Below are 25,300 nucleotides of genomic sequence, written 5' to 3' on the forward strand. Positions count from 1 at the left end.
TGCGGCGCTACGTTCCTGTCTGCGGAATCGCTGCTTCGACCGGGGTATGTCGTGTCGGTTCGGTCAGGTCAGCCAGCGCAGCGGCAAGATCGGCCTGGCGGAAGGGCTTGGCGAGCTGGGGCAGGGCGATTTCCAGGTCTCCACCTGCATAGCCGGTCACCACCAGCACGGGCAGGTCAGGCCGCCGCGCCAGCAGCCGCTCCGCCAGTTCACCGCCATTCATGCGCGGCATCATGTAATCGGTGATCACCACATCCACCATGAGGCCAGCGTCAAGCGCGGCAAGCGCCTCCGCGCCCCCCGGCAAGTCGGTCACCTTATGGCCCAGATCGCGCAGCATCTCGGCCGTGCCGGCACGCACCAGATCTTCGTCATCGACCAGCATGATGGCCAGCGGCCGGCTGTTCGCCGTTGCGCGCTGCGGCCCGCGATGATGCGTTACCCCGGCAATCGTCGTGGCGGCGGGCAGATAGAGGTCCGCCCGCGTGCCAACGCCCGGCTTGCTCGACAATACGAAGGTGCCGCCGAGCTGCGCCGCCAAGCCGTGCACCATCGACAGGCCAAGCCCGGTGCCCTTGCCGCGCTCCTTGGTCGAATAGAAGGGCTCCACGGCACGGGCGAGCGTCTCTTCGTCCATGCCCTCGCCATCATCGATCACCACGATACGCACGTATGTGCCGGGCGACAGGGCAGGGGAGGTGCCCCAGTCCATCTCCACCTGATCGATGCACAGGCTCAGCACCCCGCCGTCGGGCATTGCGTCGCGCGCATTGACGCACAGGTTGAGGATGGCGAGCTCCAGCTGGTTCGGATCGGCCAGCGCCGGCTGCAGCCCGGTGGGCGCGTGAATGTCGAGTTCGATTTGGCCACCGATCGAACTCGCGATCAGATCGCGCATCCCCTCGATCAGCGCACCGGTATCGACCGGACGCTTCTCCAGCGCCTGGCGCCGCGCGAACTGCAACAGTCGCTGCACGAGTGTCTTGGCGCGTTCGGCGGATTGCAACGCCCCGTCGATCAGCCGTGCTGACCGTGGATCATCGCCGTAACGGTGCTCGAGAAGGTCCAGCGTTCCGGTGATCGGTGTCAGCAGATTGTTGAAATCATGCGCCACACCGCCGGTGAGCTGGCCGATCGTCTCCAGCTTCTGCGCCTCGTGCAATTGCGCCAGCGCCTGTTCGCGCTCTGCGATCGCTTCGCTGATCCGGTGTTCCAGCGTCTCGTTCAGTTCGCGCAGCGCCAACTCGGCGCGCCGCCGCTCGGTCACGTCCTGGAAAATAACTGCGACTTCGCGGCGCTCCTCGGGTTCGACGCGGAACGCGGCCAGCTCCAGGTGCCGGCCGGTCGCCACCAGCTCGCGATTGAACCTGATGGCGTTGCCGGTGACGAGAACGTCGCGATACAGCGCCACCCAGTCGTCCGCCTCTTCGGGCACCATCTCGCGCACCTTCTGCCCCACCACGTTGGGGATACCGGCATGGCGTTCGTACGCAGGATTGGCCTGAACATGGACATAGTCGCTGAGCGGCCCGTGCGGCCCGTCAAAGAACTGGATGACGCAGAAGCCTTCGTCCATCGTATCGAACAGGGTGCGAAAGCGGGTCTCGCTTGCGCGCAACGCCAGAAGGCGTGCACGCGCTTCATATTGCCGCCGCCGCGCGCGCAATGCCGAACGCGCGAGGCTGATCAGCGTCGTCGGATGAAACGGTCGCTCGAGGAAGGTGACGTTGCCCAGGATATCGAGGTGCCGCGCCGCCGCCGGATTGCGTTCCAGCCCGCCGCCCCGTGTGGTCAGCAGGATGATCGGCAGGTCGGACCATTCCTCCTGTTCCTCGATCCAGCGGACGACTGCGCGCAGATCGACGTTTGCGACTGCCTCTTCCGTCATGACGACGAAGCCCGCACCGCGGCCCAGTTCATCGACCAGGCCGCCCAGGCCCCGACAGGCCGTCGCCGCGATCCCCGCCTCGCACAGCATGCTCGCCGCGACGGCCGCGTCGCGGCCATGCGGTGCCAGGATCAATGCGCGTTCAGAGACGGCGGTAACGGTCACGCGTCGCTTCGCCTGAGCAAGGGCACGTCGCCAAGCACCTCGGGCACACCGCGCAGGATGCCCTGGAAGGCGTGCAGCGGCTCGCCCAGCGTAAAGCCGCGACCGCCGATCTGATATTCGCGGATCGTATCCTCGTGCATGCCGGTGCGCTTCTTGATCACTGAAATCGCGCGGCGCACGCGGCCGTGCGCCTCGAAATAGCGCAGTAGCAGGACCGTATTGGCGATATAGGTGAGGTCGACCGGCGAGCGCATTTCGCCGATCAGCCCATGCTGCGCCACCGTCAGGAAGGTCGTGGCGCCCTGGCGGTTGAGATATTGCAGCAGTTCGTGGACGTGCAGCACCAGCGCCTGCTCGCCCGGCATGGCGGCCTGATAACCGTTGAGGCTATCGATCACGACGGTGCGCGCATGACGCTGCTCGACGCAGGCGCGGACGCGAGAGGAGAATTCGCCGGGGGTCAGCTCCGCGGCGTCCACCTGCTCCAGCACCAGCTTGCCGTCATCGATATAGCCCTGAAGATCGATCCCGAGAGCCGACGCGCGCTGGATCAGCAGCTGAAGCTCCTCGTCGAAGACGAACATCGCCGCGCTTTCGCCGCGCTCGATCGCCGTCTTGATGAAGGTCAGGCACAGCAGCGACTTGCCGGTGCCCGCGGGGCCCAGCATGAGCACGCTCGATCCACGATCGATCCCGCCGCCTAGAAGTGCGTTCAGCTGCGGCGAACTCGTCGACAGCGCCTCGCGCGCGAAGCCGCCCTTGTGCTCGGCCGACACCAGCCGGGTGAAGACGCGCACGCCGCCCGTCTCGATCGCGAAGTCGTGGAAGCCACCGCGATAGCGGCGCCCGCGATATTTGATCACGCGCAGCCGGCGCCGCTCCGCGCCATATTCGGGCGCCAGCTCCTCCAGCCGCACCACCCCGTGCGCGATCGAATTGACCGTCTTGTCGTTCACGTCGCTCGTCAGGTCGTCGAGCATCAGCACGGTCGCGCGGCTTTGCGCGAAATAGTGCTTCAGGGCGAGTATCTGGCGGCGATAGCGTAGCGAGCTTTGCGCCAGCAGCCGGATTTCCGACAGGCTGTCGAGCACCACGCGCTCGGGCCGCACGTCCTCGAAGATCTCGAAGATCCGCTTCGCGGTTTCACTGAGTTCGAGGTCGGAGGAATAGAGCAGGCTCTGCTGCTGGTTCTCGTCCAGCAGATTCTCCGGTGGGATCAGTTCGTAGACATGCACGCCCTCGAGCGAAAAGTCGTGCGACGCCGCGGCGGAGCGCAGCTCGTCCTCGGTTTCCGACAAAGTGATATAGAGGCACCGCTCGCCCGCCCGCGCGCCGTCAACCAGGAATTGCAGTGCAATGGTGGTCTTGCCGGTGCCCGGCTGGCCTTCCAGCAAGAAGGTCCGGCTGCGCTCCAGGCCGCCCCGAAGCACTTCATCCAAGCCCGCGATGCCGGTCGGTGCGTCGCGCGAGCCAGCGTACGCCATTCAGTCACCTTCCTCGTTGCACCTGTCGTCAACGCAACTAGCAGTCGGAAGTTCGCGTCGCCACGGGAGAGATGTGACGCGATGTACTCCGCCAAGCTTCGGCGTCAGGAAACTCACCAGAACTGGCGCTTCGACCAGAACGCGCGGCGCTTCTATCGAAAGGGAGGCAAGGCTTCCCTTGTTGCTTCGGTAGCAACAGTGGATAGGCGGCCCCATGACGCCGAACCCAGCGCCCGCCGGCATGAATCGCCGTGAGTTTGTTGCCTTCATCGCGGCATTGATGGCCGTCAACGCGCTAGGCGTGGATCTCATGCTGCCCGCTTTGGCGGATATCGGTAACGAATTGAGCGTCACCGCCGCCAATCACCGCCAGTGGGTGATCACCTTCTACATGTTGGGCTTCGGCGCAGCGCAGTTGTTTTACGGGCCGATGGCGGATCGCTATGGTCGCCGCCCGGTGCTGATCGCCAGCCTCGCCGGCTTCGTAGCGGCCAGCATCTTCGCGGCAAGCTCCGCGACCTTTCCGGCGCTGCTCGGCGCGCGCATGCTGCAGGGGCTGATGTCGGCCTCCACCCGCGTGCTGGCGGTGGCCATCGTCCGCGATGGCTCGTCCGGCCGGCAGATGGCGCGCACCATGTCGATGGCGCAGATGATCTTCTTCCTGGTGCCGATCCTTGCGCCGTCTCTCGGGCAGGGGCTGCTCGCCTTCGGGCCGTGGCGCTTCATCTTCTACGTGCTCGGCGGGTTCGCGGCCGTGGTGCTCGGCTGGTCGGCGATCCGGCTCGTTGAGACGCTGCCGGTATCGCGCCGCGTGCCGATCTCGCTCTCCCGCCTGCGGGAAAACTACGCGCTCACTCTCTCGAACCGCTTCTCGCTCGGCTACGCCGTGGCCGCCTCGCTCACCTTCGGCGGGATCATCGCCTTCGTCTCGTCCTCGCAGCAGATCTTCGTCGACGAGTTCGGGGCGGGGGACCGCTTCACCTGGCTGTTCGCGATCTGCGCCGGCGCGATGGGCTTCGCCGCCTTCGCGAACAGCCGACTGGTGGAACGGCTAGGTACTCGCCTCATCTCGCAAAGCGCGGTGCTCGGCCTCATCGCTTTGTCGCTGGCCCATATCCTGGTGATCCAGGCAGGCTGGGAGACGCTGACCACCTATATCTTCTTCCAGGCGCTCAGCATGACGTGCATTGGCCTGTGTGGATCGAACTTCGGTTCGATGGCGATGGAGCCGGTCGGCCATATCGCCGGCACCGCATCCTCGGTGCAGGGCTTCATCACCAGCATCGGCGCCGTGATCGTCGGCTCCGCGATCGGCCAGGCCTATGCGGGCACCACCATGCCGCTCGCGGTCGGCTATCTGTGCATCGGCCTCGCCGTGCTCGCGATCATCTATGTCGTCGAAGGCGGGCAGCTCTTCCACCCGCGCGATCGCCGCGCGGTCGGCGGCTAGAAAGCGTCGCCCAAGCCGGCATCCGCATAGGCCTGATCCAGCTGCCGATGCCGCCGCCGCGCCAGCTGCGCACGGCGCAGGCGCACGCGCAGCCGGGCATCGCGCACCAGCGCGCCCGGCAGGTCGGTGGCCGCGCGTAGGCCGGCGACGCTGGAGATATTGCGGATCGTCCGCCGCGTCTCGATCAGCACATGGCCCACCATCTCGCGCCGCTCGATCTCGCCGCGCTCTTGCACCAGCGACAGGCGGTGAATCGCATAGACGCCGATGATCCCGGCGATCAGGAAATAGAAGTCCCACTGCGTCAGCACGATCGGCAACGCGAACACGCCGTTCGGGCCGCTCCAGCGCGCGACCAGTTCGAACTGACGGGCAGCGAAGAAGTCGGCAAGCAGCCCGCCCAGGATCGGCGCCAGCCCAGCCGCGATCGCCGTAACCAGCGCCGCGCTGGCGACATACGCGGTCGCCGATCCCTTGGGGGAGAGCTTCAGGGCGATGTTGGTGCTCGTCAGCGTGACGCCCGCAATCGAGGCGCCCATGATCATGTGGAGTAACGCCAGCCAGAGCTTCACCACGTCCGGGTCAGCGAATTGCGAGGCGCCGATCATGCCGACGATCGCCACGATATAGGTCGGCGCGCACAGCGCGAGCACCGATTTGTTGGCGAACCGGTCGCTCAGCGTGCCCCACAGGCGCAGCGCCAGGATATTGGCGATCTGGCTGATCACGCTCAGCACCATGACGAAGCTGAGGTCGAAGCGCAGCTGGCGGACGATGAACACGGTGAAAAAGGGCGTCGCCAGGTTGATCGCGAACTGCCAGCTCGCCACAAAAACGAGCAAACGGCGGAAATTCTCGTCGCGCAGCGGCTGGCGCAGCAGCGCGCCAAGGTTGATCGGGCCCGGCGCGGGCGGCATCAACGGCTCCGGCATCGCCGCCACGATCCGCGCGCTGATCAGCCCGGTGATGCAGCCAGCGGCGAACATCCCCGCGAACACCAGGTTGCGCCCTCGCGATCCGGCGGGCGTCAGGTCCAGCGCCAGCGCAGCGGCAAGGCCGAGCACCAGACCGATCCCGGTCAGCCATACCGTCCGCCTGGCGAAGACGCTGCCCAGCTGCTCTTCCGGCGCAAGATCGCGCATCCACGAATTCCAGGCGCAGGCACCGATCGCGCCCAACCCGCACAGGATCATCTGCGCCGCCAAGAAGACGATCAGGGGCCCTGATCCGGTGAAGAACGCGACTGCCGCCATCACCGCCAGCATCGCCCGGCCAATCACGCTGGTGACGACGGCGATCTGCTTGCGCCGTCGCCAGTGCTCGACCAGCCCGATTGCCGGCACCTGCAGCAGCTGCGCCAGGAAGGGGATACTCGCCAGCACGCCCACCATCAGGTTCGACGCGCCAAGATGGAGCGCAAATGCTGTCAGGATGACGCCGGAGGTGAGCGCAGCCGCCCCGCCGGAAAAGGCGGCTTCGATCACCAGCAGCCGCAGCCCGCGCGCACGCTCCCGCTCGGTGATCTCTGCCTCGGGTAAGAGTGTCGTCACGGCGCCAGAACGTGCCGTCAGCACAGCGGTTTCGGGCGCAGGGGCCGATCTTCTTAACCTAAATCATTGAAAAAGCCGGCGCTTCGTTGCGCTGGCGAAGCGACTAACCGCGCCCTCGTCCGTTTCAGGAGGCCAAACGCCGGGTGCGGTGGCTCGTTTTGGGGCCCGGCCTGCCCGGTCGCCTCATTCAAGGGGACGGCGTTGCGCATCCACCATCTCAATTGCGGCACTGATTGCCCGCTCGGCGGCGCGCTGTTCGACGGCCGGAGCGTCAGCCCGTTCGGCACGATCGTCGGCCATTGCCTGCTGATCGAAACCGACGCGCACGGCCTGGTGCTGGTCGACACCGGCTTTGGCCTGCGTGACGTTGCGCACCCCCATGCATCGCCCGATCCCCGCGTGCCGCGCCCGTGGCGCGCGATGCTCAACATCCAGCTGCGCGAACGCGAAACCGCCATCCGCCAAATCGAAGCCTTGGGGTATGACGCGGCCGACGTCCGCCACATCGTCGTCACGCATCTCGACTTCGACCACGCCGGCGGGCTGGAGGATTTCCCCGCCGCCACCGTCCATGTGATGCAGCGCGAATATGACGATGCAACCAGCCCGCACGAAGGGTTCGTCGCGCGCAATCGCTGGCGCCCGCCGCAGCTGAACGGCGTTGCGGAATGGCGCTGCTACAGCGCGCCGGGCGAGCCATGGTTCGGCTTCGATGCGGTGCGCGGTCTCGTGGGTCTGCCGCCCGAGATCCTGCTCGTGCCGCTGCCCGGCCACACCTGGGGTCACGCCGGCGTCGCCGTCCGGCGCGACGACGGCCGCTGGCTGCTCCACGCTGGCGACGCCTATTTCTACCGCGGCGAAATGCGCCAGGCGCGCCGCCGCTGCACGCCGGGGCTGCGTGCCTACCAGCGTTTGATGGAGACGGATGCAACGAGCCGCCTGCGCAACCAGGAACGGCTCCGCCTCCTGTCAATCGAGAAGCGCGACGAGGTGACGATCACCTGCGCACACGATCCGGTCGAACTCGAACGCTGCCAGGCCGGCACGCCGCTCTGATCCGTCCCCGATCACCCTTCAACCGCAACAACACCCCCCATGGAGGAGAAGACAGATGGCAACACAGCAGGACACGCTTCGCGAATTGTTCGTGACCGGTCTGGTCAACGCGCACGCGGTGGAAAAGCAGGCGCTTTCGATCATGACGCCGCAGGTATCGCGGATCGAACATTACCCTGAGGTGGCCGATCGCCTGCGCGCGCATATCGAGGAAACGAACGGTCAGATCGCCCGGCTTGACGAGATTCTCGCCACCCTCGGCACCAGCGCCTCGGCGTTCAAGGATCTGGGGCTTAGCCTGTCGGGCGGGATGGCCGCGCTCACCCATTCGGTGGCCGGTGACGAGATCGTGAAGAACAGCTTCGCCAACTACGCCTTCGAGCATTTCGAGATCGCCGCCTACAAGTCGCTTCTCATTCTCGCCGAGGATGGCGGCTTCGCGCAGGTCGCGCCGCTGCTCCAGCAATCTCTGGGCGAGGAACAGGCGATGGCCCAGTGGATCGATGAATCCTTGCCGCTCGTCACCCGGCGCTATGCCTCGCTCTACGCCGAATCCGGCGCGTCGACAGCAAAGGCCTGAGGAGAGCCGCCATGGAACGCACCGATCACCCAGCCGTCGACCCGGAGCGGCAGACGCCGCAGAACTCGTTCGATCATGATGTCGGCCTCTTCGGCCAATCCTATTCGCGGGAGCGGGAGGAGGAGATGCGCCGCGCCGACCCTGCCGGCGCCGTGAACGCCGATCCGGCCGAGGGCGGGGAGGGGGCCGGCGCACGCGCGTCGGTCGACCCTGTGACTGGCGAGGCGCGTGGCAGCGGCGCCGGTGCGGCGGAGGATCCGCCAACCAAGCCCGGTGCCTGGAAGCCCGGCGCCGGCAAGAACCAGGCGAGCCGCTGACGGCAACAGCGCGTGCCGGGGCGCCCGCCCCGGCACGCGCGACAAGCGGCTTGTGCGTCAGATCAGGACTTGATCGAGCGCATGCCGGTTCGCGCGCTCCGCCGCCAATGCCCGCTCGTTCGCCGCGCGTGCCGAGGCGCCCTGGCGTCGCCCGATCATGAAGCCGAGCGCGAGCGAGGCCGCGATCCACGGCCACGGCGATGGCGCACGGGGCGTGTCCGGCAGCGGGTGATCGGCCGGCGCCCATCCGCCGACGGACGCAACCGGCGTGGCAGCAGCATGCGGCGACGCCACCATCCGGCTGGCTTCGGCAAAAGCCACGCCGGAGATTTCCTCTACCTCGATTGCCGGCTGGTCCTCCGGCAATACCGTGCGGTGATAGCCCGGGCCATCGACATCCGCGACACCCTCGCCGCGTATGCCGTTCAGCGCGGCGTCCTGGCGATTGGACGGGGCGGCCGTGCCGTAGAGGCGGGTAGCGGGATCGTTCATTATCGTCGCTCCTGCGGTGATTAACGCGGATCGGCTTCGGGGTCCGGTGTTCAAAGCGGTCGAGAAGGGAAGCGGCGGGTGCGCGGCCGGGTTCCCGAAACTCGGGGGCGACTAACCTGAATCACGATGTTTGCGTCACTGGCCCGGCCGCGGGATCGCGCACCACGCACAGGCCAATCGCGGCGATCCGGTCGACCTCGGCGTACACCTCGTTCTCCAACTCGTCGCTGTAGATATCGGGATCCAGCAGGCGATAGTCGTAGCGATAGCCGATCGCCGGCATCGCCTCGCTCAGCGCCTCCTGCACCACATCGCGGCCCTCGACGATCGAGACGCCGGTGTGCATCAGGAAGCGTCCGCCCGGCGTCAGCTTCTCGATCGCCGCCAGCGTCCAGTCGAGCGACAATTGCCCGCCGTAAAGATCACCGCCGTCGCGATAGGCGCGCCGGTCGCGGTCGATCATGAAGGGCGGATGAGTGACGATCAGGTCGAACTGCCCGTCCACGTCGCCTACTGATTTTGTGGATACGGTGTGATGTTCCACGCCCGCTGCGGTCGCGTTGACCGAGGCGAGCGCCAGCGCCTTCGGGTTGATGTCTGCCAGCGTCAACGTCGCGTCGCCATGCAGCGTCGCGGCAACGATCCCGCCCGCGCCGGCGCCGGCGCCATAATCCAGGATCTTCGCACCTGGTTTTAGCCCGGCGATGTTGCGCGAGATGTAATCGGCGAAGCGATGGCTGTCGGGGCCGAGGAAGACCGAATCCTTCGCGGCCGTCGGAAAGGCGGAATGAACGAACAGGCAGTCGAACAGCCTTGACACCCGCACGCCCGCCTTCACGAAGCCGTCGTCGTCTCGCTCGAGCAGCCCCGCGGCGTCCAGCGCTGCGGTCACTGCTTCGTCCATGGCGTCGCTGCGGCACGGCACGTTCCAGCCGAGCAGGTCCTCGGTCGTGCTGCCGCTTTGCCGGCCCGGCCGCGCCAGCACCCGTTCGTGCGAGGCGGGGGTCGGCGCCAAGAAATCGTAATGATGGTCGCGCAGCAGCGTCAGAAGCTGGAGCAGCGCGTCACGCTGCTGTTGGGTTTGCTGCGCGTCGATCGGTTGTATCTGGGTTGTGGTCATGCGTCTTGATCGGCCAGTCAATGGATGCCGATCGAACCGGACAGGGGCCCGCTACGTTCCCGGCAAACTCGCTGATCAGGATCAAGCCCGCCGGGCAGTCACTTCGCTGCTTTCGCCTTGGTATAAGGCACGAAATCGCCCAGCACGACGAAGCCGCTCGGCATGCGTGAGCTGCGATCGACCAGCTGGACGGATTCGATGCTGCACAGCTGCGTACCGATCGTCCGCGTCACCAGCACGTCATTCTGGTCGAGCTGCTGCGCGCCCGATCGCGGCTCGTTGACGTACAGCGTGCTGCCGGCGCGATAGACAATCGCCTTGCCGTTGATGATCTCGCTCGAATTGATGGCGGACAGCGGGATGCAGCGCGTCGGCTTCCCCGCCACCCGCCCCGCCAGCATCTTCTGCAGCTGGGCCTCGGGCGTGTCCCGCGGGGCCGCCACTACGGGCGTGGCAAGAACGGCGGCGGCCGCCATCGCGGCAGGGATGATCGTGCGCATGCCTCGCCTCATGCCGCGATCGTTGTGAACCAGCGCTGACCACATCGCTCAGGCGACGCTCCGCTCGCCCGCGAGCCGCTCGTCGCGGTCGAAATGCAGCGTCGCGAAGGGCGATGCGTCGACCGCTACCTCTCCTGCGGTAATCGGCGTCACCGTCGCTGCCGGCTGGGCCTGCGCATAGCGGTCGATCATCCAGGCGCAGAAGTCCGCGAAGCCCTGCGGGTCCGCCGCCGGGCTGGTGTGATGCGGCGCAACGCCGAGATGCGCCGGCGTGAAGCAGAAGGTGACGGTCACCTCGAAATCCGCCAGCGCCTCCATCTGCCGGTCGAACCAGTCGACCGCATTTGGGCGGAAGCTGTCGGCCCACGAGAGCCCGGTGCGGATTCGCTTCGTGCCCAGCCGCTTCATCCAGCTCACCGCCTCGTCCAGCCGCGGGTCCTCGAAGTGGAACCATTGCATCAGGCCGATGTCGGCGGCGTGCGCGGCATAGGTTTCCAGCGCTGGCTTTGGCGTTCCGTCCTCGCGGATCATGCCGAGGTAGAAATGCCGGTAATAGGATGATCCTTCCGCCTCGCGGTGCCGCGTCTCCGCTCCCCAGCTCACCGGCAGGTCGAACAATGAATACCAGAAGATCCGCGGCACGCGGTGCTTCAGCAGCGCAGCGGTCTTCTCCAGCCCGAAGACCTGCACTTCCTCCGCCCCGAACGAGCTGACACCGACCTCGGTCACCCAGATCGGCTTGTCGGTCACCGCCTCGATCTCGGCGATCTTGTTCGGCCAGGCGGCAATCGGCCACAGGTTCCAGTCCAGCGGGAAGCCGTGCACCGCCACCGCATCGACCGCGTCCAGCGCGCCATAGTCCTCGATCCGGCGCAGCCAGTGCGGGTCGATCGGTGACATGCCGCCCAGCACGCGCGTCACGGCGGGATTGACGGCATGGATCGCATTCCCGGCGCGGACCACATGATCGGCGAATTTCGACCAGTCGGGGTCGATCGCCGGATCCCAGTGAGACTTGTTGTTCGGCTCGTTCCAGATCATCGCCGCTTCGATCATGCATCCCCCTCCGCTGTCTGGTGTGCGGGCGTTGCGCCCCTCGCCGGATAGACCGCCGCCTGCCCGCCCCAGTCGGCGTAGGGCACGGGCGCGACCCGGCACAGATAGACCTCGTCTTCCGGCTGCTCTTCGATGGTGAACCCCGCGGCGCGCAGCATCGCCTCGGATCCGGCGCGGTTGGGCGCCCACCAGTTGGTCCAGTCATCGGCGTAGCGCCGCTCGATGAAATGCATCTTGGGATAGCCGGGCTCGTCGAAGATCGGCGATGGCTCGAACGTCCCTTCCATGTGGAAGGGGTGGTTCTCCGGCACGTCGGCCACTTCGGTCGATCCGCGCTGCATCGTCTGGAACAGCAGCATGTCTCCCGCGACATGCTCGCGGATCAGGTCCAGCGCCAGAAGCGGGTGCCGTAGGTGATACAGCACGCCCATGAAGATCACGAGATCGAACCGCTCGCCCAGCGCCGCGACGTCATAGACGGAGAGGTTGCGGAACTCGATATTGTCGAAGCCAAGGGCCGTACACGCCAGCCGCGCTTGCGCCAGATAGCGATCGTCGCTGTCGATGCCGACGACGCGCGCCGCTCCGCGCCGCTTCATCTCCACCGAATAGAAGCCGGCGTTGCACCCGATGTCGAGCACCGTCTTGCCGCTGAGATCCGCCGGCAGCGCATGGGCGAAACGCTCGAATTTGAAGCGTGGATAATCACCCAGGAAGTGATCGGGCGCGGTGACGACACCATCGCCCAGATCGATATTGTGGAACCACGGCGCCAGCGCCTCCACCCGGCTGCGCAGCTCGCTCACAGTGCGCGCTCGTTGATCGAGACGACCCGCCCGCCGCCCGGATGCAGCGCGATCTCCGTCAGCGACGCGGGATCCACGTCGAACGACAGCAGCCGGTCAGCGTCCAGGCCCAGATAATGCGCCACGATCCCGCGGATCACGTCGCAATGGCTCACGCACACCAATGGCACGTCGCCGGCTGCCGCCTCGATATGGCGCACCGCGCGCGCCGTCGCGCTCTTCATGTCCTCGCCCCCCGGTGTCGACGCCGTGCCGCGTCGCGCATTCCACTCCTGCCACGCCGGATCGCCGGCCAAAGCATCGAACGGCTGGCCGGACCAGCTGCCGAAGTCGATCTCGTCGAGCTCATCGGCGTTCTCCACGCTCTGCCCGTGTGCGTCGGCGATGATCGCTGCCGTTTCGCGGGCGCGCTGCCGCGGGCTGGTGTGGATCGCACCAATCGTCGTGCCTGCCAGCCGCCCTGCCAGATGCTTTGCCAGCCGCCCGGCCTCGGCGCGGCCGGCTGCGTTGATGGCAATGTCGGATCGGCCACTCAGCACCCGGCCGAGCTCGTCATGGCTGGCGTGCCGCACGAGGAAAACGACCATCCCTCAGGCGCACACGAAATCGAGGATCAACATAGAAGCAGCAACATCGCACGAGTGCCAATGTTCCGCTGAGAAAGCCGCGTCCCTGATTAATGTACTTGATCCAGATTAACTTCCTGCTTCTTCTAAGAAATTTGCGGAACAAAGAAGATGAAGAAGATGTTTCCGGCTGAACTTGGGGTTTTCTGGTCGGAATAGCTGTTCGCTGTCAAGCGAACGGCCGTTGCGGACCCGTGGGAGGGCGGATGGAAAAGGTTCTGATCACCGGCGGCGCAGGGTTCATCGGGCGCTTCGTCGCTGACGAACTTCTCGCCCGCGGCAATCAGGTTCGCGTGCTCGATGCCCTGATCGAGCAGGTGCACGGTGAAACCGACGGGTCGCAGATGCTGAACTCGGAGGCGGAGCTGGTCCGCGGCGACGTGCGCGACAAGGCGGCCGTTTCGCGCGCGCTCGATGGTGTCGACAGCGTCATCCATCTCGCCGCCGAAGTCGGCGTCGGCCAGTCGATGTACGAGGTCGAACGCTACACCTCGACCAACGATGTCGGCACGGCCGTCCTGTTCGAGGCGCTGATCGACAAGCCGGTGCGCCGCGTCGTCACCGCTTCCTCGATGAGCATCTATGGCGAGGGGCTGTACCGCGATGCGGACGGCGCGACGGTCGAGGATGCCGAACGAAAGGGCCTGCGTGACGGGCTCATCAACTGGGAACCGGTCGACGGACAGGGCCGCCCGTTGGTGCCGATGGCCACGCCGGAATGGAAGCGGCCGAACCTCAGCTCGATCTACGCGCTCAACAAGTACGTGCAGGAACGCACCACCCACATCATGGCCGCGCCCTACGGGATGGAGGGCGTCTGCCTCCGCCTCTTCAACGTCTATGGCCCCGGCCAGGCGCTTTCCAATCCGTACACCGGCGTGCTGGCGATCTTCGCCTCGCGCCTGCTCAACGGCCAGCAGCCGATGATCTTCGAGGATGGCGAGCAGCGCCGCGATTTCGTCCATGTGACGGATGTGGCGCGCGCCTTTGCCGATGCGCTGGTTCTCCCGCAGGCGGCAGGCGGCACGTTCAACATCGGCTCGGGCAAGGATCGCTCCGTCACTGAGGTTGCCACCGAACTCGCCCGGGCCATGGGCAAGAACGATATCGCGCCGCAGATCGTCGGCAAGGCGCGGATTGGCGACATCCGTCATTGCTTCTGCGACACGAGCTATGCCGCCGATAAGCTCGGCTTCACTGCCAGCCAGGATTTTCAGGCCGGCCTTGCCGAACTCGCCGAATGGGTCGCGCAGCAGACGGCGCAGGACCGTGTCGAACAGATGCGCGCCGAGCTCGAGACGCGGGGTCTCGTCGCATGACGGACGAGGCCGATCCACGACCAGTCCTCGTCACCGGCGGCGCTGGCTTCATCGGTTCGAACCTCGCCGATCGCCTGGCGGCGGCGGGGCATGACGTCATCGTCTATGACGCGCTGTCCCGCGCGGGCGTCGAAACCAACCTCGAGTGGCTGGTGCAGCGCCACGGGGATCGCATCCGGCCGATCATCGCCGACATCCGCGACGAGGCGAAGCTTGCCGATGCGGCTGCCGGCGCCAAGGCGGTGTTTCATCTCGCCGCGCAGGTCGCGGTCACCACCAGCATGGTCGATCCGCGGGACGATTTCGCCATCAACATCGCGAGCACGCTTGGTCTGCTGGAGGCTCTGCGCACCCGCGCGCCCGAAACGCCGCTGATTTTCGCCTCCACCAACAAGGTCTATGGCGATCTCGCCGACGTGGACTTCGTGCTGGAGGGCGAGGCCTATCGCCCCGCCGATCCCGCCACCCGGGCGTATGGCATCGGCGAGACGCGGCCACTCGATTTCCACACGCCCTATGGCTGCTCCAAGGGCGCGGCCGATCAATATGTGCTCGATTATGCGCGCAGCTTCGGCCTGCGCACCGCCGTGCTGCGGATGAGCTGCATCTACGGCCAGCGCCAGATGGGCACGGAAGATCAGGGCTGGGTCGCGCATTTCCTAATCCGCGCGCTCGAAGGAAAGCCGATCACGCTGTACGGCGACGGCTATCAGGTCCGCGACATTCTGGAAGTGTCGGACGCCGTCGCCGCGTATCTAGCCGCGTGGCGGGACATCGATGCGATCGCCGGACGCGCCTTCAACCTTGGCGGCGGGCCGGACAATGCCATTAGCCTGCGTTTGCTGCTCGCCTATATCGGCGATCTGATCGGCCGCGAGGTCGATGTCTCTTTCTCGGACTGGCGCGCTGGCGACCAGCGCTATTTTGTGGCCGATACGCGCGCGGCAGAGTCCGCGCTTGGGCTCGGGCCAAAGGTCGATTGGCGTAGCGGCGTCGCGGCATTGGCACGCTGGCTCGCCGAGGCGCGCGGCATCAACGCGCCGATCGGCCTTCCCAACGTGGCCGCCGCATGACGCGCCGGCTGCTCATGACCGCCGACAGCGTCGGCGGCGTGTGGCAATATGCCACCGAACTCGCCCGCGCACTTCAACCGCGCGGCTATGATGTGACGATCGCGACGCTCGGCCCGCCGGCCTCGGCGACGCAGCGGGCTACGCTCGGCAGCGACATCACCTTGCTCGACACCGGCCTCCCGCTCGATTGGACGGCCAGCGACGCTGCCGCCGTGCTGGAAACCGGCGCCGCGATCGCACGACTCGCTGAGCAGCACGGTGCAGACGTGGTGCAGGTGAACCAGCCCGCCTTCGCTGCCGCTGCCTTCACCGTGCCGGTCGTCGCCACGGCGCACAGCTGCGTCGGAACTTGGTGGCAGGCGATGTTCGGCGCTGCGCCCGAACCCGCCGATTTCGCGTGGCAGACCGATCTGATGCAGCGCGGCCTCGAAAGCGCGGATCGGGTCGTTGCGCCAAGCCATGCCTTCGCGGCGGCGCTACAGCAACGCTACCGCCTCACCACGGCCCCGAACGTCGTCCACAACGGGCGGGCGGCGTTTGAATTGCCGCCGAAGGCTCCCGAGGACGCCGCCTTCACCGCCGGTCGCTTGTGGGACGATGCGAAGAACGTCGCGACGCTTGATCGCGCCGCCGCGCGACTTGCCATCCCGTTCCGCGCCGCCGGCGCGCAGCGCAATGCCAAGGGCCAGTTCCTCGCGCTCGATCATCTCGAGTTGCTCGGCCAGCTCGATGACGCGGGAATCGCGGAGCATCTCGCCGCGCGCCCGATCTTCGTGTCCGCCGCGCGGTACGAGCCGTTCGGCCTCGCCGTGCTCGAAGCCGCGCTCGCCGGCTGCGCATTGGTGCTGTCCGACATTCCCACCTTCCGGGAGTTGTGGAGCGGCGCTGCGATCTTCGTCGATGCCGAGGATGACGCCGGTTTCGCCGCCGCGGTGGCGGAGCTCGTCGCGGGGCCCGCGGACCGCCGGTTGCGCGGCACGCTCGCGCGCCGCCGCGCGCTGGAATTCACGCCTGTCCGCCTCGCCGCGGCGATGGATGCGCTGTTCGATGGCGCGGTGGCGGCACGCGCGAAGGTGGCGGCATGAAGATCGCCTATTTCACCCATTCGCTCGCTTCGTGCTGGAACCATGGCAACGCGCATTTCCTGCGCGGCGTGCTGCGCGATCTGAAGGCGCGCGGCCATGACGTGCGCGCGCTTGAGCCCACAGGTAACTGGAGCCTCGCGAACTTGCTGGCCGACGCCGGCGAGGCGGGGCTGGATCCCTATCACGCTGCCTATCCCGATCTTGCCTCGGACAGCTTCGATCCCGCGACCGATCCGGCCGACTTGGTCGGCGACGCCGATCTCGTCATCGTCCACGAATGGAACGAGCCGGCGCTCGTCGCCGCGATCGGCGCGCTGCGCGCCCGCGGCGGCCGCTTCACGCTCCTGTTCCACGATACGCACCACCGCGCCGTCAGCGATCCCGATGCGATCCGTGCCTTCGATCTCTCTGGCTATGACGGCGTCCTCGCATTCGGCGAAACCCTGTCCGAGGTCTATCGCCGCTGGGGCTGGGGTGATCGTGTCTGGACCTGGCACGAGGCCGCCGACACGCGCCACTTCACACCGCCAGCGGCCGAGGGCCCGCGCGAAGGCCTCGTGTGGGTCGGAAACTGGGGTGATGGCGAACGCACGCAGGAGATCGAGGATTTTCTCCTCCGCCCGGCACGCGATGCCGCCCTGCCGCTGGACATCTACGGCGTGCGCTATCCCGATGACGCGAAGGCGCTGCTCGCCCGCTACGGCGTCACCTATCGCGGCTGGGCGTCCAACGCCCGCGCGCCGGAGATCTTCGCGCGCCACCTAGCCACCGTACACGTGCCGCGCCGCTATTATTCCACCATCCTGCCTGGCATCCCCACGATCCGCGTGTTCGAGGCGCTCGCCTGCGGCATCCCGCTCGTTTCCGCCCCGTGGGACGATGCCGAACATCTTTTCCGCCCCGGCCAGGATTATCTTCTCGCCTCCAACACCGCCGAGATGACTGCTCACTTGCGTCAACTTCGAGAAGATCCGGCCTTGCGCGCGGCGCTCGTCGCCAACGGCCTCGAAACGATCCGCGCCCGTCACACCTGCGCGCATCGCGTCGACGAGCTGCTCGCCATCATCGCCACGCTCGCTGCGCCCGAACCCGCAAGGAAATCCGCGTGAAGATCGCATTTTACGGATCCAGCCTGCTCTCTTCCTACTGGAACGGCGCCGCCACCTACTATCGCGGCATCCTGCGCGATCTCGCCGCCCGCGGCTACGACATCACCTTCTACGAACCCGACGCGTTCGACCGGCAACAGCACCGCGATATCGACCCGCCCGAATGGGCCCGCTCGGTCGTCTACCCCGCCACCGAAGAAGCGATGCGCGGTGTCTTGGCGGAGGCACGTGACGCCGACATCGTCGTCAAGGCGAACGGTGTCGGCGTGTTCGATCGCGAATTGCTCGAAGGGATCATCGCACAGGCCCGCCCCGGCGCCTTGCGCATCTTCTGGGATGTCGACGCCGCCGCAACGCTGGACGAGATGCGCGCCGATCCCGCACATCCGGTGCGCGCCGCGCTGCCCGATCTCGACGTGGTGCTCACGTACGGCGGCGGCCCGCCGGTAATCGATGCCTATCGCGGTTTCGGCGCGGCTGAGTGCATCCCCGTCTACAACGCGCTCGATCCGACGACGCACTTTCCGGTCGCGCCGGATCCGCGCTTCGCCTGCGATCTCGCCTTCCTCGGCAATCGCCTGCCCGATCGCGAGGCACGGGTGGAGGAATTCTTCCTCAGGCCCGCCGCCGCGCTTCCCGGTCGCCAGTTCCTGATCGGCGGCAACGGCTGGGAGACGAAGCAGATGCCCGCCAATGTTCGGCACCGCGGCCATGTTTACACGGCCGAGCACAACGCCTTCAATTGCACGCCCAAGGCGGTGCTGAACGTGGCGCGAGACAGCATGGCCAATGTCGGCTTCTCGCCCGCGACCCGCGTGTTCGAGGCGGCCGGCGCCGCCGCCTGCCTCATCACCGACGCATGGGAAGGGATTGAGCAGTTCCTGAAGCCGGACGCCGAAGTGCTCGTCGCTCGTGACGGTCAGGACGTCGCCGATCACTTGGCCGCGCTCACGCCGGAACGCGCCCAGGCAATCGGCCAGGCAGCGCTCGCCCGCGTGCTCGCGGAACACACTTACACGTTGCGCGGCGCGCAGGTGGACGCCTTGTTCAAGGCCCATGCCCAGCGTCAGCGAGAAGCGGCATGAGGCTCGTCGTCCTCGGCCTCAGCCTTTCCTCCTCCTGGGGGAACGGTCATGCCACCACGTTCCGCGCGCTGCTCAAGGCCTTCGCCGCGCGCGGGCATGACATCCTGTTCCTCGAGCGCGACGTGCCGTGGTACGCCAGGCAGCGCGATCTCGCGAACCCCGATTACTGCCAGCTCGCCTTCTATGCCGATCTCGATGATCTCACGCGATGGAGCGGCGAGATCGCCGCCGCCGATGCGGTGATCGTCGGCTCCTATGTGCCTGACGGTGTCGCGGTCGGGCGCTTCGTCCAGGAGAAGGCGCGCGGCGTCACCGCCTTCTACGATATCGACACGCCGGTGACGCTGGCGAAGCTTGCGCGCGGCGACTTCGAATATCTCTCGCCCGAAGGCATTCCCGGATACGACGTTTACCTCTCCTTCACGGGCGGCCCGACGCTGGAGCTGCTTGAGGAAACCTACGGCTCACCCGCCGCCCGCGCGCTCTATTGCTCGGTCGATTCTGACCTGTACGCCCCAACGGGCGCCGCCAAGCGGTGGGACCTGTCGTATCTCGGCACCTACAGCCCGGATCGCCAGCCGACGCTGGAGCGGTTGTTGCTCGCGCCGGCGCGCGCGCTGCCGCAGCGGCGCTTCGTCGTCGCTGGCCCGCAATACCCCGCGGACATCGATTGGCCCGCGAATGTCGAGCGGATCGAGCATTTGCCGCCTGCCGACCATGCCGTATTCTACTCCGCTTCGCGCTTCACGCTGAACGTCACGCGCGCGGACATGATCGCGGCGGGCTGGTCGCCCTCGGTCCGACTGTTTGAAGCCGGCGCCTGTGGGACACCGATCATTTCCGACCTCTGGGACGGGATCGAGACCTTGTTCGCGCCCGGTCGAGAGATGTTGACCGCGCCCGACGAAGACACCGTCGTGGCGGCGATTGAAGGCGCGGACGCGACCGCGATGGGAGAGGCAGCGCGCGCACGCGTCCTGGCGGCCCATACCGCGTCGCACCGCGCAGCAGAACTTGAGGCGTATCTCGCCGAGGCGATGGCCTCGCGCCTCCAGGTTGCGGGGGCGGCATGACAACAAAACAAGAGGATCACGGGATGGAAGAAGGGAAGCGCGACGTCGTCCTCGTTGCGGGAGGGGCCGGCTTCATCGGCTCGCACCTCTGCCGCGCCTTGGTCGAACAGGGGCACGAGGTGATCTGCCTCGACAATCTGCAGACGGCGCGGCCGTCGAACCTGCGCCTGCTGGAATCGCTGCCAAATCTCCGCTTCGTCCAGGCGGATGTCACCCGGCCCCTGCCGGCCGAGATCACCGCCGCCACGCGGCGCATCACGCGGATCTACAATCTAGCCTGCGCGGCCTCGCCGCCGCAATATCAGGCCGATCCCGAACATACGATGCTAACCAATGTCGTCGGCACCCACCATCTGCTGCGCCTCGCGGAGCAGGCCGGCGCACGCTTCCTCCTCACCTCGACCAGCGAGGTCTATGGCGATCCGGAAGTGCATCCGCAGCAGGAGGGCTATCGCGGGGCCGTCAGCTGCACTGGCCCGCGCGCCTGTTATGACGAAGGCAAGCGCGCCGCCGAGGCGCTGACGTTCGATTATGCGCGCCTCGGCCGCGTCGAGGTGCGCGTTGCGCGTATCTTCAACACTTATGGCCCGAACATGCATCCGGACGATGGCCGGGTGGTGAGCAACCTCATCTGCCAGGCACTGTCGGGCAAGGACATCACGATCCATGGTGACGGCACGCAGACGCGCAGCTTCTGCTATGTCAGCGACATGGTCGATGGGCTGATGACGCTGATGGAAAGCGACATCGACGGGCTGGAGCCGGTCAACCTCGGCAACCCGACCGAACTGACAGTCAACGATCTGCTCGACCGCATCCTCGGCATCGTCGGCACGGAGGGCAGGGTGGTCTACAAGCCACTGCCGCAGGATGATCCGCGCCGTCGTCGGCCGGATATCAGCCGTGCCTCGGCGGTGCTCGGCTGGGCGCCCAAGGTGCCGGTCGACTATGGTCTGGCGCGGACCGCGGCATGGTTCGCGCAGGAGATTGGCGCCGCCGCGCCGGTCGGCCTTTCGGAAGCAGCGGAGTAAGCGTGGCGGACATGGTGGAGACGATGCGGGCGGCGCAGCTGTCCGCGCCGGGAGACATGCGGATCGTGGCGGCGTCGCTGCCCCAGCCGGGCGAAGGCGAGGTGCGCGTCCGGCTTGAAGGATGCGGGGTCTGCGCCTCGAACCTCGAGCCGTGGGCGGGACTCGAATGGCTGACCTATCCCGGAGAGGTCGGCGGGCTCGGCCATGAGGGCTGGGGCATCGTCGATGCGCTCGGCCCGGGCGTTGCGAATGTCGCCTTGGGAGACCGCGTCGCAACGTTATCTGGCCGCAGCTTCGCCGAATATGATCTCGCACGTGCCGACTCACTGGTCGCGCTGCCCCCCGAACTCGATGGGCAGCCCTTCCCCGGCGAGCCGCTCGGCTGCGCTTTCAACATCTTTCGTCGCAGTGACATTCAGCCTGGCCAGCAGGTCGCGATCATCGGCATCGGCTTTCTCGGTGCGGTGCTGACCAAACTGGCGAGTGACGCCGGCGCGCACGTCATCGCGATCTCACGTCGCCAGTCTTCGCTCGATCTCGCCCGTTCCTTCGGCGCCGCCGAGACGATCGTGATGGACGATCACTGGGCGATCATCGAGCAGGTGAAACAGCTGACCGACGGCCGGCTTTGTGATCGCGTGATCGAGGCGGTGGGCAAGCAATGGCCGCTCGATCTCGCGGCGGAGCTGGTGCGCGAGGGCGGCCGGCTCGTCATCGCGGGTTATCACCAGGACGGCCCGCGCCAGGTGAACATGCAGGCGTGGAACTGGAAGGGGATCGACGTGATCAACGCGCATGAACGCGATCCGGCGGTGTGCCTTCGCGGGCTGCGCGAGGCGGTCGACGCGGTCGCGTCGGGGCGGCTCGATCCGACGCCGCTCTACACTCATGTCTATCCGCTCGAACAAGTCGGCGACGCTTTGGACGCGACCCGCGACAAGCCGGACGGGTTCGTCAAGGCGCTGGTGACCTATGGTTGAGGCTGTGATGGAACGCCGCGCGCCCGCGCTTGCAACCGCCCGACCGCGCATCGGCTTCCTTGGCGTGGGATGGATCGGGCGCCACCGCATGGGGGCGATCTGCGATACCGGTCGCGTCGAGGCGGCAGCGATCAGCGATCCCTCCCCGGAGATGAGCGAGGAAGCCGCCAAGCTCGCGCCCGATGCGGCGATCTGCGCGTCGCTTGACGAGATGCTGGCGCTCGGCCTCGACGGACTCGTCATCGCCACGCCAAGCGCGCTGCACGCCGAACAATCGATCCGTGCGCTCGAGGCCGGGGCCGCCGTGTTCTGCCAGAAGCCGCTCGGGCGTAATGCTGCGGAAGCGCGCGCCGTTCTAGATGCGGCTCGCACCGCTAATCGCCTGCTGGCGGTTGACCTGTCGTACCGCTTCACCGCCGGCATGGAGCGCATTGCCCAGCTGGTGCGCAGCGGCGCCCTCGGGCGCGTCCACGCGATCGATCTCGTGTTTCACAACGCTTACGGCCCGGACAAGCCGTGGTTCTACGATCGCGCGCTGTCGGGTGGCGGCTGCGTCATGGACCTTGGCGTTCACCTCGTCGATCTGGCGCTCTGGGCGATGGATTTCCCTGCGAGCGAGAGCAAGGTCGATGCCTGGCTCACCGCCAAAGGTCAGCCTCTGCAAGCCAATGCTGTGGAGGATTTCGCCGTCGCCAGTTTCAGGCTCGCGGATGGCCCCATCGTACGCCTCGCTTGTTCGTGGCGGCTCCACGCGGGACGAGAGGCGGAAATCGGCGCGACTTTCTATGGCACCGAGGGCGGCGCTGCGCTGCGCAACGTGAACGGCTCTTTCTACGATTTCACTGCGGAGCATTATCGCGGCACGTCGACGAAGCTTTTGACCAGCCCGCCCGACGAATGGGGTGGGCGCGCCGCTGCCGATTGGGCAACACGTCTTGCGTCAGGTGCTCGCTTTGATCCCGCGGCCGAGCGCCTCGTCGACGTGGCCGACGTGCTCGACCGGATCTACGCCGCCGCCTGACCGGCGGTCAGGAAGCTTCCAGCATTTGTCGGATCCGGGTGGCGAGCGCTTCCATCGCGAACGGCTTGGTGATCATCTCCATGCCGGGCTCGAGGAAGCCGGAGGCGAGCGCGGCATTTTCTGCATAGCCGGTCATGAACAGCACCTTCAGCCCCGGGCGCTGCTCCCGCGCGGCATCCACCATCTGGCGGCCGTTCAGCCCCGGCAGGCCGATGTCGGTGACGAGCAGGTCGATCCGCTGGTCGGATTGCAGGATTTCCAGCCCGGACGGCCCGTCATCCGCCTCTATCGCATGATAGCCGAGCTCCTGCAGTTCCTCGACGATCAGGCTTCGCACCACCGCTTCGTCTTCCACCACAAGCACTACCTCACCGTCGTCGGCGTGATGGTCCTGCGTCAGCTGCGGCAGCGGCTCATGCTCCTCCTCCTCGCCGCGGTGGCGCGGCAGGTACAGCTTGAACGTCGTCCCCTGGCCAACCTCGCTGTAGATCTTGGCATAGCCTTCCGATTGCTGCGCGAAGCCGTAGATCATCGACAGGCCAAGCCCCGTGCCCTGGCCAATCGGCTTGGTCGTGAAGAACGGCTCGAACGCCTTGGCCATCGTGTCGGCATCCATGCCGATCCCGGTGTCAGTGACGCAGATGCAGACATATTGCCCCGGCTTCACCCCGCGTTGCGTCGCGGCGTAGCTGCTGTCGAGGTGTGCATTGCAGGTCTCGATCGTCAGCGTGCCGCCATCGGGCATCGCATCGCGGCCGTTGATGACGAGGTTGAGGATCGCGCTTTCCAGCTGGTTCGGATCGCACTTCGTCGTCCACAGCTCGCTGTCGAGCACCAGGTCCAGCTTGATCCGCTCGCCGATGGTGCGGCGGAGCATGTCCTCCATCGATGCGATCAGCGCGTTCGCGCGCACCGGCCGCGGATCGAGCGGCTGGCGGCGCGAGAAGGCAAGCAGCCGATGGGTCAGCGCCGCGGCACGCTGGGCGGCGGCCGATGCGCCGGCGATGAACCGGTCCAGTTCGTCAAGCCGCCCCTGCGCCACGCGACGCTGCACGATTTCCAGGCTGCCGGTGATCCCCTGCAGCAGATTGTTGAAGTCATGTGCGATGCCGCCAGTCAGCTGGCCCACCGCCTCCATCTTCTGCGCCTGCCGCAGTGCCGCCTCGGTCTCCGCGAGCGTCGCGGCCGCCTCCACCTCCGCGGTCACGTCACGGCCGAAGCCATAGAAGGTGCAGTTTTCTGGCACCGTGCTCCACTTGATGATCCGCTGGCTGCCGTCCTTGCAGCGCATCACCGTCTGATATTCGAGCAGCGGCGTACCCGCAGTCAGCTGCGCCACGCGCTCTTCCCACGCCGCCTCATCCTCGATGATGAAATCCGTCGTGCGCCGGCCCAGCGTCTCTTCACGGCCCCACCCCAGAACGCTGGTCCAGGATGGATTGACGTCGGCAATCCGGCCGGTGACGTCGGCCACCACCTTCAGCACTGGCGACAGCGTCCAGATTCGCTGGCGATCGCGCTCAAGCTGGCGCTCCTCGGTGATGTCGCGGCCGACGGCGTGAATGCGCCCTGCATCCGGCACCGCAGTCCAGGCGAGCAGCCGATAGTCCCCCGCCTTGGTGCGATAGCGGTTCTCGAACGCTAGCGTCGTGACGCCGCGGCTCAGCGAATCCAGTTCGCCGGCGGTCTCGCCAAGATCCTCGGGATGGATGAAGCTCGCGAGCGGCCGGCCGACCATCTCGTCCTCGCTCCAGCCCAGCATGCGCGTGGCGCTGGGATTCACCGCGGTGATGATCCCGTCCAGCGTGCACACCAGCAGCAGATCGCGCGAGATCGACCACAGCCGGTCGCGGTCGTTCGCCATCTGGCGGCTCGCCAGTACGCGATCGGTCGTCTCGATGACGACCGCGACCACGCCGATCGGCTGCCCTGCTTCGTCGAAGGCCGGGGAATATTCGAGGTCCGTCCACAGCACCTTGGGCGTGCCGTCACGGATCAGCGTCAGTTCCTGGTCGCGGTAGGAAAGCGTGCCGCCCTCGCGGTACACCTTCTGCATCACATTCGCGTTGAAGTCCGCCACCTCGTGCCAGCCTTCCAGCACGTTGGTGCCAAGTAGCGACGGATGCCGGCCGCCGGCGAACTGACGATAGTCGTCATTGTAGATCATGACGCCCTTGTCGCCCCACAGGGTGACGATCGGCACAGGCGAGTGAAGCACGAATGCCAGCGTCGTCTTCATGGCGCTGGGCCAGCTGCTGATCGGGCCGATCGGCGTTTTGGCCCAGTCGAATGCGGCGATCCGCTCCGCCAGTTCCCCGCCGCCGCTCAGAAAGGGCTCCGCACCGTTGGTCAGCATGTCGTTCCTGTACGGCGCGGCGAGTGGCGCTCGCGCTGCGATGGCCTAATTTCTTCGCCCGGGCAAACGCCGTCTGCC

Annotated in this window: 23 protein-coding genes; 13 read left to right on the forward strand and 10 right to left on the reverse strand. The window is 66.7% G+C overall.

The window, feature by feature from the left end:
* Window positions 1-7: 7 nt before the first annotated feature.
* Together ACH0AE_RS15155 and ACH0AE_RS15160 are read right to left on the reverse strand one after the other, a co-directional pair.
* The gene (locus tag ACH0AE_RS15155; protein WP_406875848.1) at window positions 8-2,053 is read right to left on the reverse strand and encodes an ATP-binding protein; all 2,046 of its coding nucleotides are present in this window, start codon (window positions 2,051-2,053) and stop codon (window positions 8-10) included.
* Window positions 2,050-3,537 carry an ATPase domain-containing protein gene (locus ACH0AE_RS15160; RefSeq protein ID WP_406875849.1) on the reverse strand — a complete coding sequence of 496 codons (1,488 nt, stop codon included), beginning with the start codon at window positions 3,535-3,537 and terminating at the stop codon, window positions 2,050-2,052. Before ACH0AE_RS15160 ends, ACH0AE_RS15155 begins: the two co-directional genes overlap by 4 nt.
* Window positions 3,538-3,778: 241 nt before the next feature.
* On the opposite strand from ACH0AE_RS15160, the gene ACH0AE_RS15165 reads away from it, so the two are divergent.
* Window positions 3,779-4,987 (forward strand): multidrug effflux MFS transporter, encoded by a 1,209-nt coding sequence (locus tag ACH0AE_RS15165; RefSeq protein ID WP_294442622.1) that lies wholly within the window; start codon window positions 3,779-3,781, stop codon window positions 4,985-4,987.
* Here ACH0AE_RS15165 and ACH0AE_RS15170 read toward each other — a convergent pair.
* A complete protein-coding gene (locus tag ACH0AE_RS15170; protein ID WP_294442576.1) occupies window positions 4,984-6,537 on the reverse strand; it encodes an MFS transporter in 1,554 nt (517 codons plus the stop codon). The two genes, ACH0AE_RS15165 and ACH0AE_RS15170, sit on opposite strands and share 4 nt — an antisense overlap.
* Before the next feature lie 201 nt (window positions 6,538-6,738).
* Between ACH0AE_RS15170 and ACH0AE_RS15175 the strand changes: the two genes are divergently transcribed.
* Genes ACH0AE_RS15175 through ACH0AE_RS15185 form a run of 3 tightly spaced genes read left to right on the forward strand, consistent with a single transcriptional unit; the run spans window position 6,739 to window position 8,490 of the window.
* Window positions 6,739-7,593 (forward strand): MBL fold metallo-hydrolase, encoded by an 855-nt coding sequence (locus ACH0AE_RS15175; RefSeq protein ID WP_294442575.1) that lies wholly within the window; start codon window positions 6,739-6,741, stop codon window positions 7,591-7,593.
* A gap of 55 nt (window positions 7,594-7,648) precedes the next feature.
* Window positions 7,649-8,173 (forward strand): ferritin-like domain-containing protein, encoded by a 525-nt coding sequence (locus ACH0AE_RS15180; protein ID WP_294442574.1) that lies wholly within the window; start codon window positions 7,649-7,651, stop codon window positions 8,171-8,173.
* An 11-nt stretch (window positions 8,174-8,184) separates the two neighbouring features.
* Window positions 8,185-8,490 carry a hypothetical protein gene (locus ACH0AE_RS15185; protein WP_294442573.1) on the forward strand — a complete coding sequence of 102 codons (306 nt, stop codon included), beginning with the start codon at window positions 8,185-8,187 and terminating at the stop codon, window positions 8,488-8,490.
* Between the two features lie 57 nt (window positions 8,491-8,547).
* Here the strand turns inward: ACH0AE_RS15185 and ACH0AE_RS15190 are convergent, their stop codons facing one another.
* From ACH0AE_RS15190 to ACH0AE_RS15215, 6 genes are all read right to left on the reverse strand, one after another.
* A complete protein-coding gene (locus tag ACH0AE_RS15190; protein ID WP_294442572.1) occupies window positions 8,548-8,982 on the reverse strand; it encodes a hypothetical protein in 435 nt (144 codons plus the stop codon).
* A gap of 121 nt (window positions 8,983-9,103) precedes the next feature.
* Window positions 9,104-10,102, reverse strand: coding sequence for a methyltransferase (locus tag ACH0AE_RS15195; protein ID WP_294442571.1), 999 nt, complete (start codon window positions 10,100-10,102; stop codon window positions 9,104-9,106).
* A gap of 98 nt (window positions 10,103-10,200) precedes the next feature.
* Entirely contained in the window at window positions 10,201-10,602 is a 402-nt protein-coding gene (locus ACH0AE_RS15200) for a hypothetical protein (RefSeq protein ID WP_294442570.1), read from the reverse strand.
* Window positions 10,603-10,650: 48 nt separating this feature from the next.
* A complete protein-coding gene (locus ACH0AE_RS15205) occupies window positions 10,651-11,658 on the reverse strand; it encodes a glycosyl hydrolase (protein WP_294442569.1) in 1,008 nt (335 codons plus the stop codon).
* Window positions 11,655-12,464: a TIGR04290 family methyltransferase gene (locus ACH0AE_RS15210; RefSeq protein ID WP_294442568.1), complete on the reverse strand. Its 810-nt coding sequence runs from the start codon at window positions 12,462-12,464 to the stop codon at window positions 11,655-11,657. Before ACH0AE_RS15210 ends, ACH0AE_RS15205 begins: the two co-directional genes overlap by 4 nt.
* The gene (locus ACH0AE_RS15215) at window positions 12,461-13,051 is read right to left on the reverse strand and encodes a histidine phosphatase family protein (RefSeq protein WP_294442567.1); all 591 of its coding nucleotides are present in this window, start codon (window positions 13,049-13,051) and stop codon (window positions 12,461-12,463) included. The genes ACH0AE_RS15210 and ACH0AE_RS15215 overlap by 4 nt, the downstream gene beginning before the upstream one ends.
* Before the next feature lie 245 nt (window positions 13,052-13,296).
* Between ACH0AE_RS15215 and ACH0AE_RS15220 the strand changes: the two genes are divergently transcribed.
* From ACH0AE_RS15220 to ACH0AE_RS15260, 9 genes are read left to right on the forward strand one after another with little or no spacing between them, the layout of a single operon-like run.
* Window positions 13,297-14,409, forward strand: coding sequence for an SDR family NAD(P)-dependent oxidoreductase (locus ACH0AE_RS15220; protein WP_294442566.1), 1,113 nt, complete (start codon window positions 13,297-13,299; stop codon window positions 14,407-14,409).
* Window positions 14,406-15,482, forward strand: a complete 1,077-nt coding sequence (locus ACH0AE_RS15225; RefSeq protein ID WP_294442565.1) for an SDR family NAD(P)-dependent oxidoreductase — start codon at window positions 14,406-14,408, stop codon at window positions 15,480-15,482. Before ACH0AE_RS15220 ends, ACH0AE_RS15225 begins: the two co-directional genes overlap by 4 nt.
* Window positions 15,479-16,567: a glycosyltransferase family 4 protein gene (locus tag ACH0AE_RS15230; protein ID WP_294442564.1), complete on the forward strand. Its 1,089-nt coding sequence runs from the start codon at window positions 15,479-15,481 to the stop codon at window positions 16,565-16,567. The genes ACH0AE_RS15225 and ACH0AE_RS15230 overlap by 4 nt, the downstream gene beginning before the upstream one ends.
* On the forward strand, window positions 16,564-17,676 hold the full coding sequence (locus ACH0AE_RS15235) for a glycosyltransferase (RefSeq protein WP_294442563.1): 1,113 nt from the start codon (window positions 16,564-16,566) through the stop codon (window positions 17,674-17,676). The genes ACH0AE_RS15230 and ACH0AE_RS15235 overlap by 4 nt, the downstream gene beginning before the upstream one ends.
* Window positions 17,673-18,761, forward strand: coding sequence for a glycosyltransferase (locus tag ACH0AE_RS15240; RefSeq protein ID WP_294442562.1), 1,089 nt, complete (start codon window positions 17,673-17,675; stop codon window positions 18,759-18,761). Before ACH0AE_RS15235 ends, ACH0AE_RS15240 begins: the two co-directional genes overlap by 4 nt.
* Window positions 18,758-19,834, forward strand: a complete 1,077-nt coding sequence (locus ACH0AE_RS15245; protein ID WP_294442561.1) for a glycosyltransferase — start codon at window positions 18,758-18,760, stop codon at window positions 19,832-19,834. The genes ACH0AE_RS15240 and ACH0AE_RS15245 overlap by 4 nt, the downstream gene beginning before the upstream one ends.
* Before the next feature lie 23 nt (window positions 19,835-19,857).
* Complete coding sequence (locus tag ACH0AE_RS15250) at window positions 19,858-20,865, forward strand: UDP-glucuronic acid decarboxylase family protein (RefSeq protein ID WP_406875850.1); 1,008 nt, start codon at window positions 19,858-19,860, stop codon at window positions 20,863-20,865.
* An 11-nt stretch (window positions 20,866-20,876) separates the two neighbouring features.
* Complete coding sequence (locus ACH0AE_RS15255) at window positions 20,877-21,845, forward strand: zinc-binding dehydrogenase (RefSeq protein WP_294442621.1); 969 nt, start codon at window positions 20,877-20,879, stop codon at window positions 21,843-21,845.
* A 7-nt stretch (window positions 21,846-21,852) separates the two neighbouring features.
* Complete coding sequence (locus tag ACH0AE_RS15260) at window positions 21,853-22,866, forward strand: Gfo/Idh/MocA family protein (protein ID WP_294442559.1); 1,014 nt, start codon at window positions 21,853-21,855, stop codon at window positions 22,864-22,866.
* Between the two features lie 7 nt (window positions 22,867-22,873).
* Here the strand turns inward: ACH0AE_RS15260 and ACH0AE_RS15265 are convergent, their stop codons facing one another.
* Window positions 22,874-25,222 (reverse strand): PAS domain S-box protein, encoded by a 2,349-nt coding sequence (locus ACH0AE_RS15265; RefSeq protein ID WP_406875851.1) that lies wholly within the window; start codon window positions 25,220-25,222, stop codon window positions 22,874-22,876.
* Window positions 25,223-25,300 lie beyond the last annotated feature (78 nt).

The sequence above is a fragment of the Sphingomonas sp. 179-A 2A2 NHS genome (genome assembly GCF_045371305.1).
Lineage (GTDB): Bacteria > Pseudomonadota > Alphaproteobacteria > Sphingomonadales > Sphingomonadaceae > Sphingomonas.

Bases quoted from the DNA above. Each gene is read 5' to 3' on its own strand.
- ACH0AE_RS15165 (WP_294442622.1), top strand. From the start codon at position 3,779: ATGAATCGCCGTGAGTTTGTTGCCTTCATCGCGGCATTGATGGCCGTC.
- ACH0AE_RS15250 (WP_406875850.1), top strand. From the start codon at position 19,858: ATGGAAGAAGGGAAGCGCGACGTCGTCCTCGTTGCGGGAGGGGCCGGC.
- ACH0AE_RS15185 (WP_294442573.1), top strand. From the start codon at position 8,185: ATGGAACGCACCGATCACCCAGCCGTCGACCCGGAGCGGCAGACGCCG.
- ACH0AE_RS15220 (WP_294442566.1), top strand. From the start codon at position 13,297: ATGGAAAAGGTTCTGATCACCGGCGGCGCAGGGTTCATCGGGCGCTTC.
- ACH0AE_RS15215 (WP_294442567.1), bottom strand. From the start codon at position 13,051: ATGGTCGTTTTCCTCGTGCGGCACGCCAGCCATGACGAGCTCGGCCGG.
- ACH0AE_RS15225 (WP_294442565.1), top strand. From the start codon at position 14,406: ATGACGGACGAGGCCGATCCACGACCAGTCCTCGTCACCGGCGGCGCT.
- ACH0AE_RS15200 (WP_294442570.1), bottom strand. From the start codon at position 10,602: ATGCGCACGATCATCCCTGCCGCGATGGCGGCCGCCGCCGTTCTTGCC.
- ACH0AE_RS15205 (WP_294442569.1), bottom strand. From the start codon at position 11,658: ATGATCGAAGCGGCGATGATCTGGAACGAGCCGAACAACAAGTCTCAC.
- ACH0AE_RS15265 (WP_406875851.1), bottom strand. From the start codon at position 25,222: ATGCTGACCAACGGTGCGGAGCCCTTTCTGAGCGGCGGCGGGGAACTG.
- ACH0AE_RS15180 (WP_294442574.1), top strand. From the start codon at position 7,649: ATGGCAACACAGCAGGACACGCTTCGCGAATTGTTCGTGACCGGTCTG.
- ACH0AE_RS15255 (WP_294442621.1), top strand. From the start codon at position 20,877: ATGGTGGAGACGATGCGGGCGGCGCAGCTGTCCGCGCCGGGAGACATG.
- ACH0AE_RS15195 (WP_294442571.1), bottom strand. From the start codon at position 10,102: ATGACCACAACCCAGATACAACCGATCGACGCGCAGCAAACCCAACAG.
- ACH0AE_RS15160 (WP_406875849.1), bottom strand. From the start codon at position 3,537: ATGGCGTACGCTGGCTCGCGCGACGCACCGACCGGCATCGCGGGCTTG.
- ACH0AE_RS15230 (WP_294442564.1), top strand. From the start codon at position 15,479: ATGACGCGCCGGCTGCTCATGACCGCCGACAGCGTCGGCGGCGTGTGG.
- ACH0AE_RS15245 (WP_294442561.1), top strand. From the start codon at position 18,758: ATGAGGCTCGTCGTCCTCGGCCTCAGCCTTTCCTCCTCCTGGGGGAAC.
- ACH0AE_RS15190 (WP_294442572.1), bottom strand. From the start codon at position 8,982: ATGAACGATCCCGCTACCCGCCTCTACGGCACGGCCGCCCCGTCCAAT.
- ACH0AE_RS15235 (WP_294442563.1), top strand. From the start codon at position 16,564: ATGAAGATCGCCTATTTCACCCATTCGCTCGCTTCGTGCTGGAACCAT.
- ACH0AE_RS15260 (WP_294442559.1), top strand. From the start codon at position 21,853: ATGGAACGCCGCGCGCCCGCGCTTGCAACCGCCCGACCGCGCATCGGC.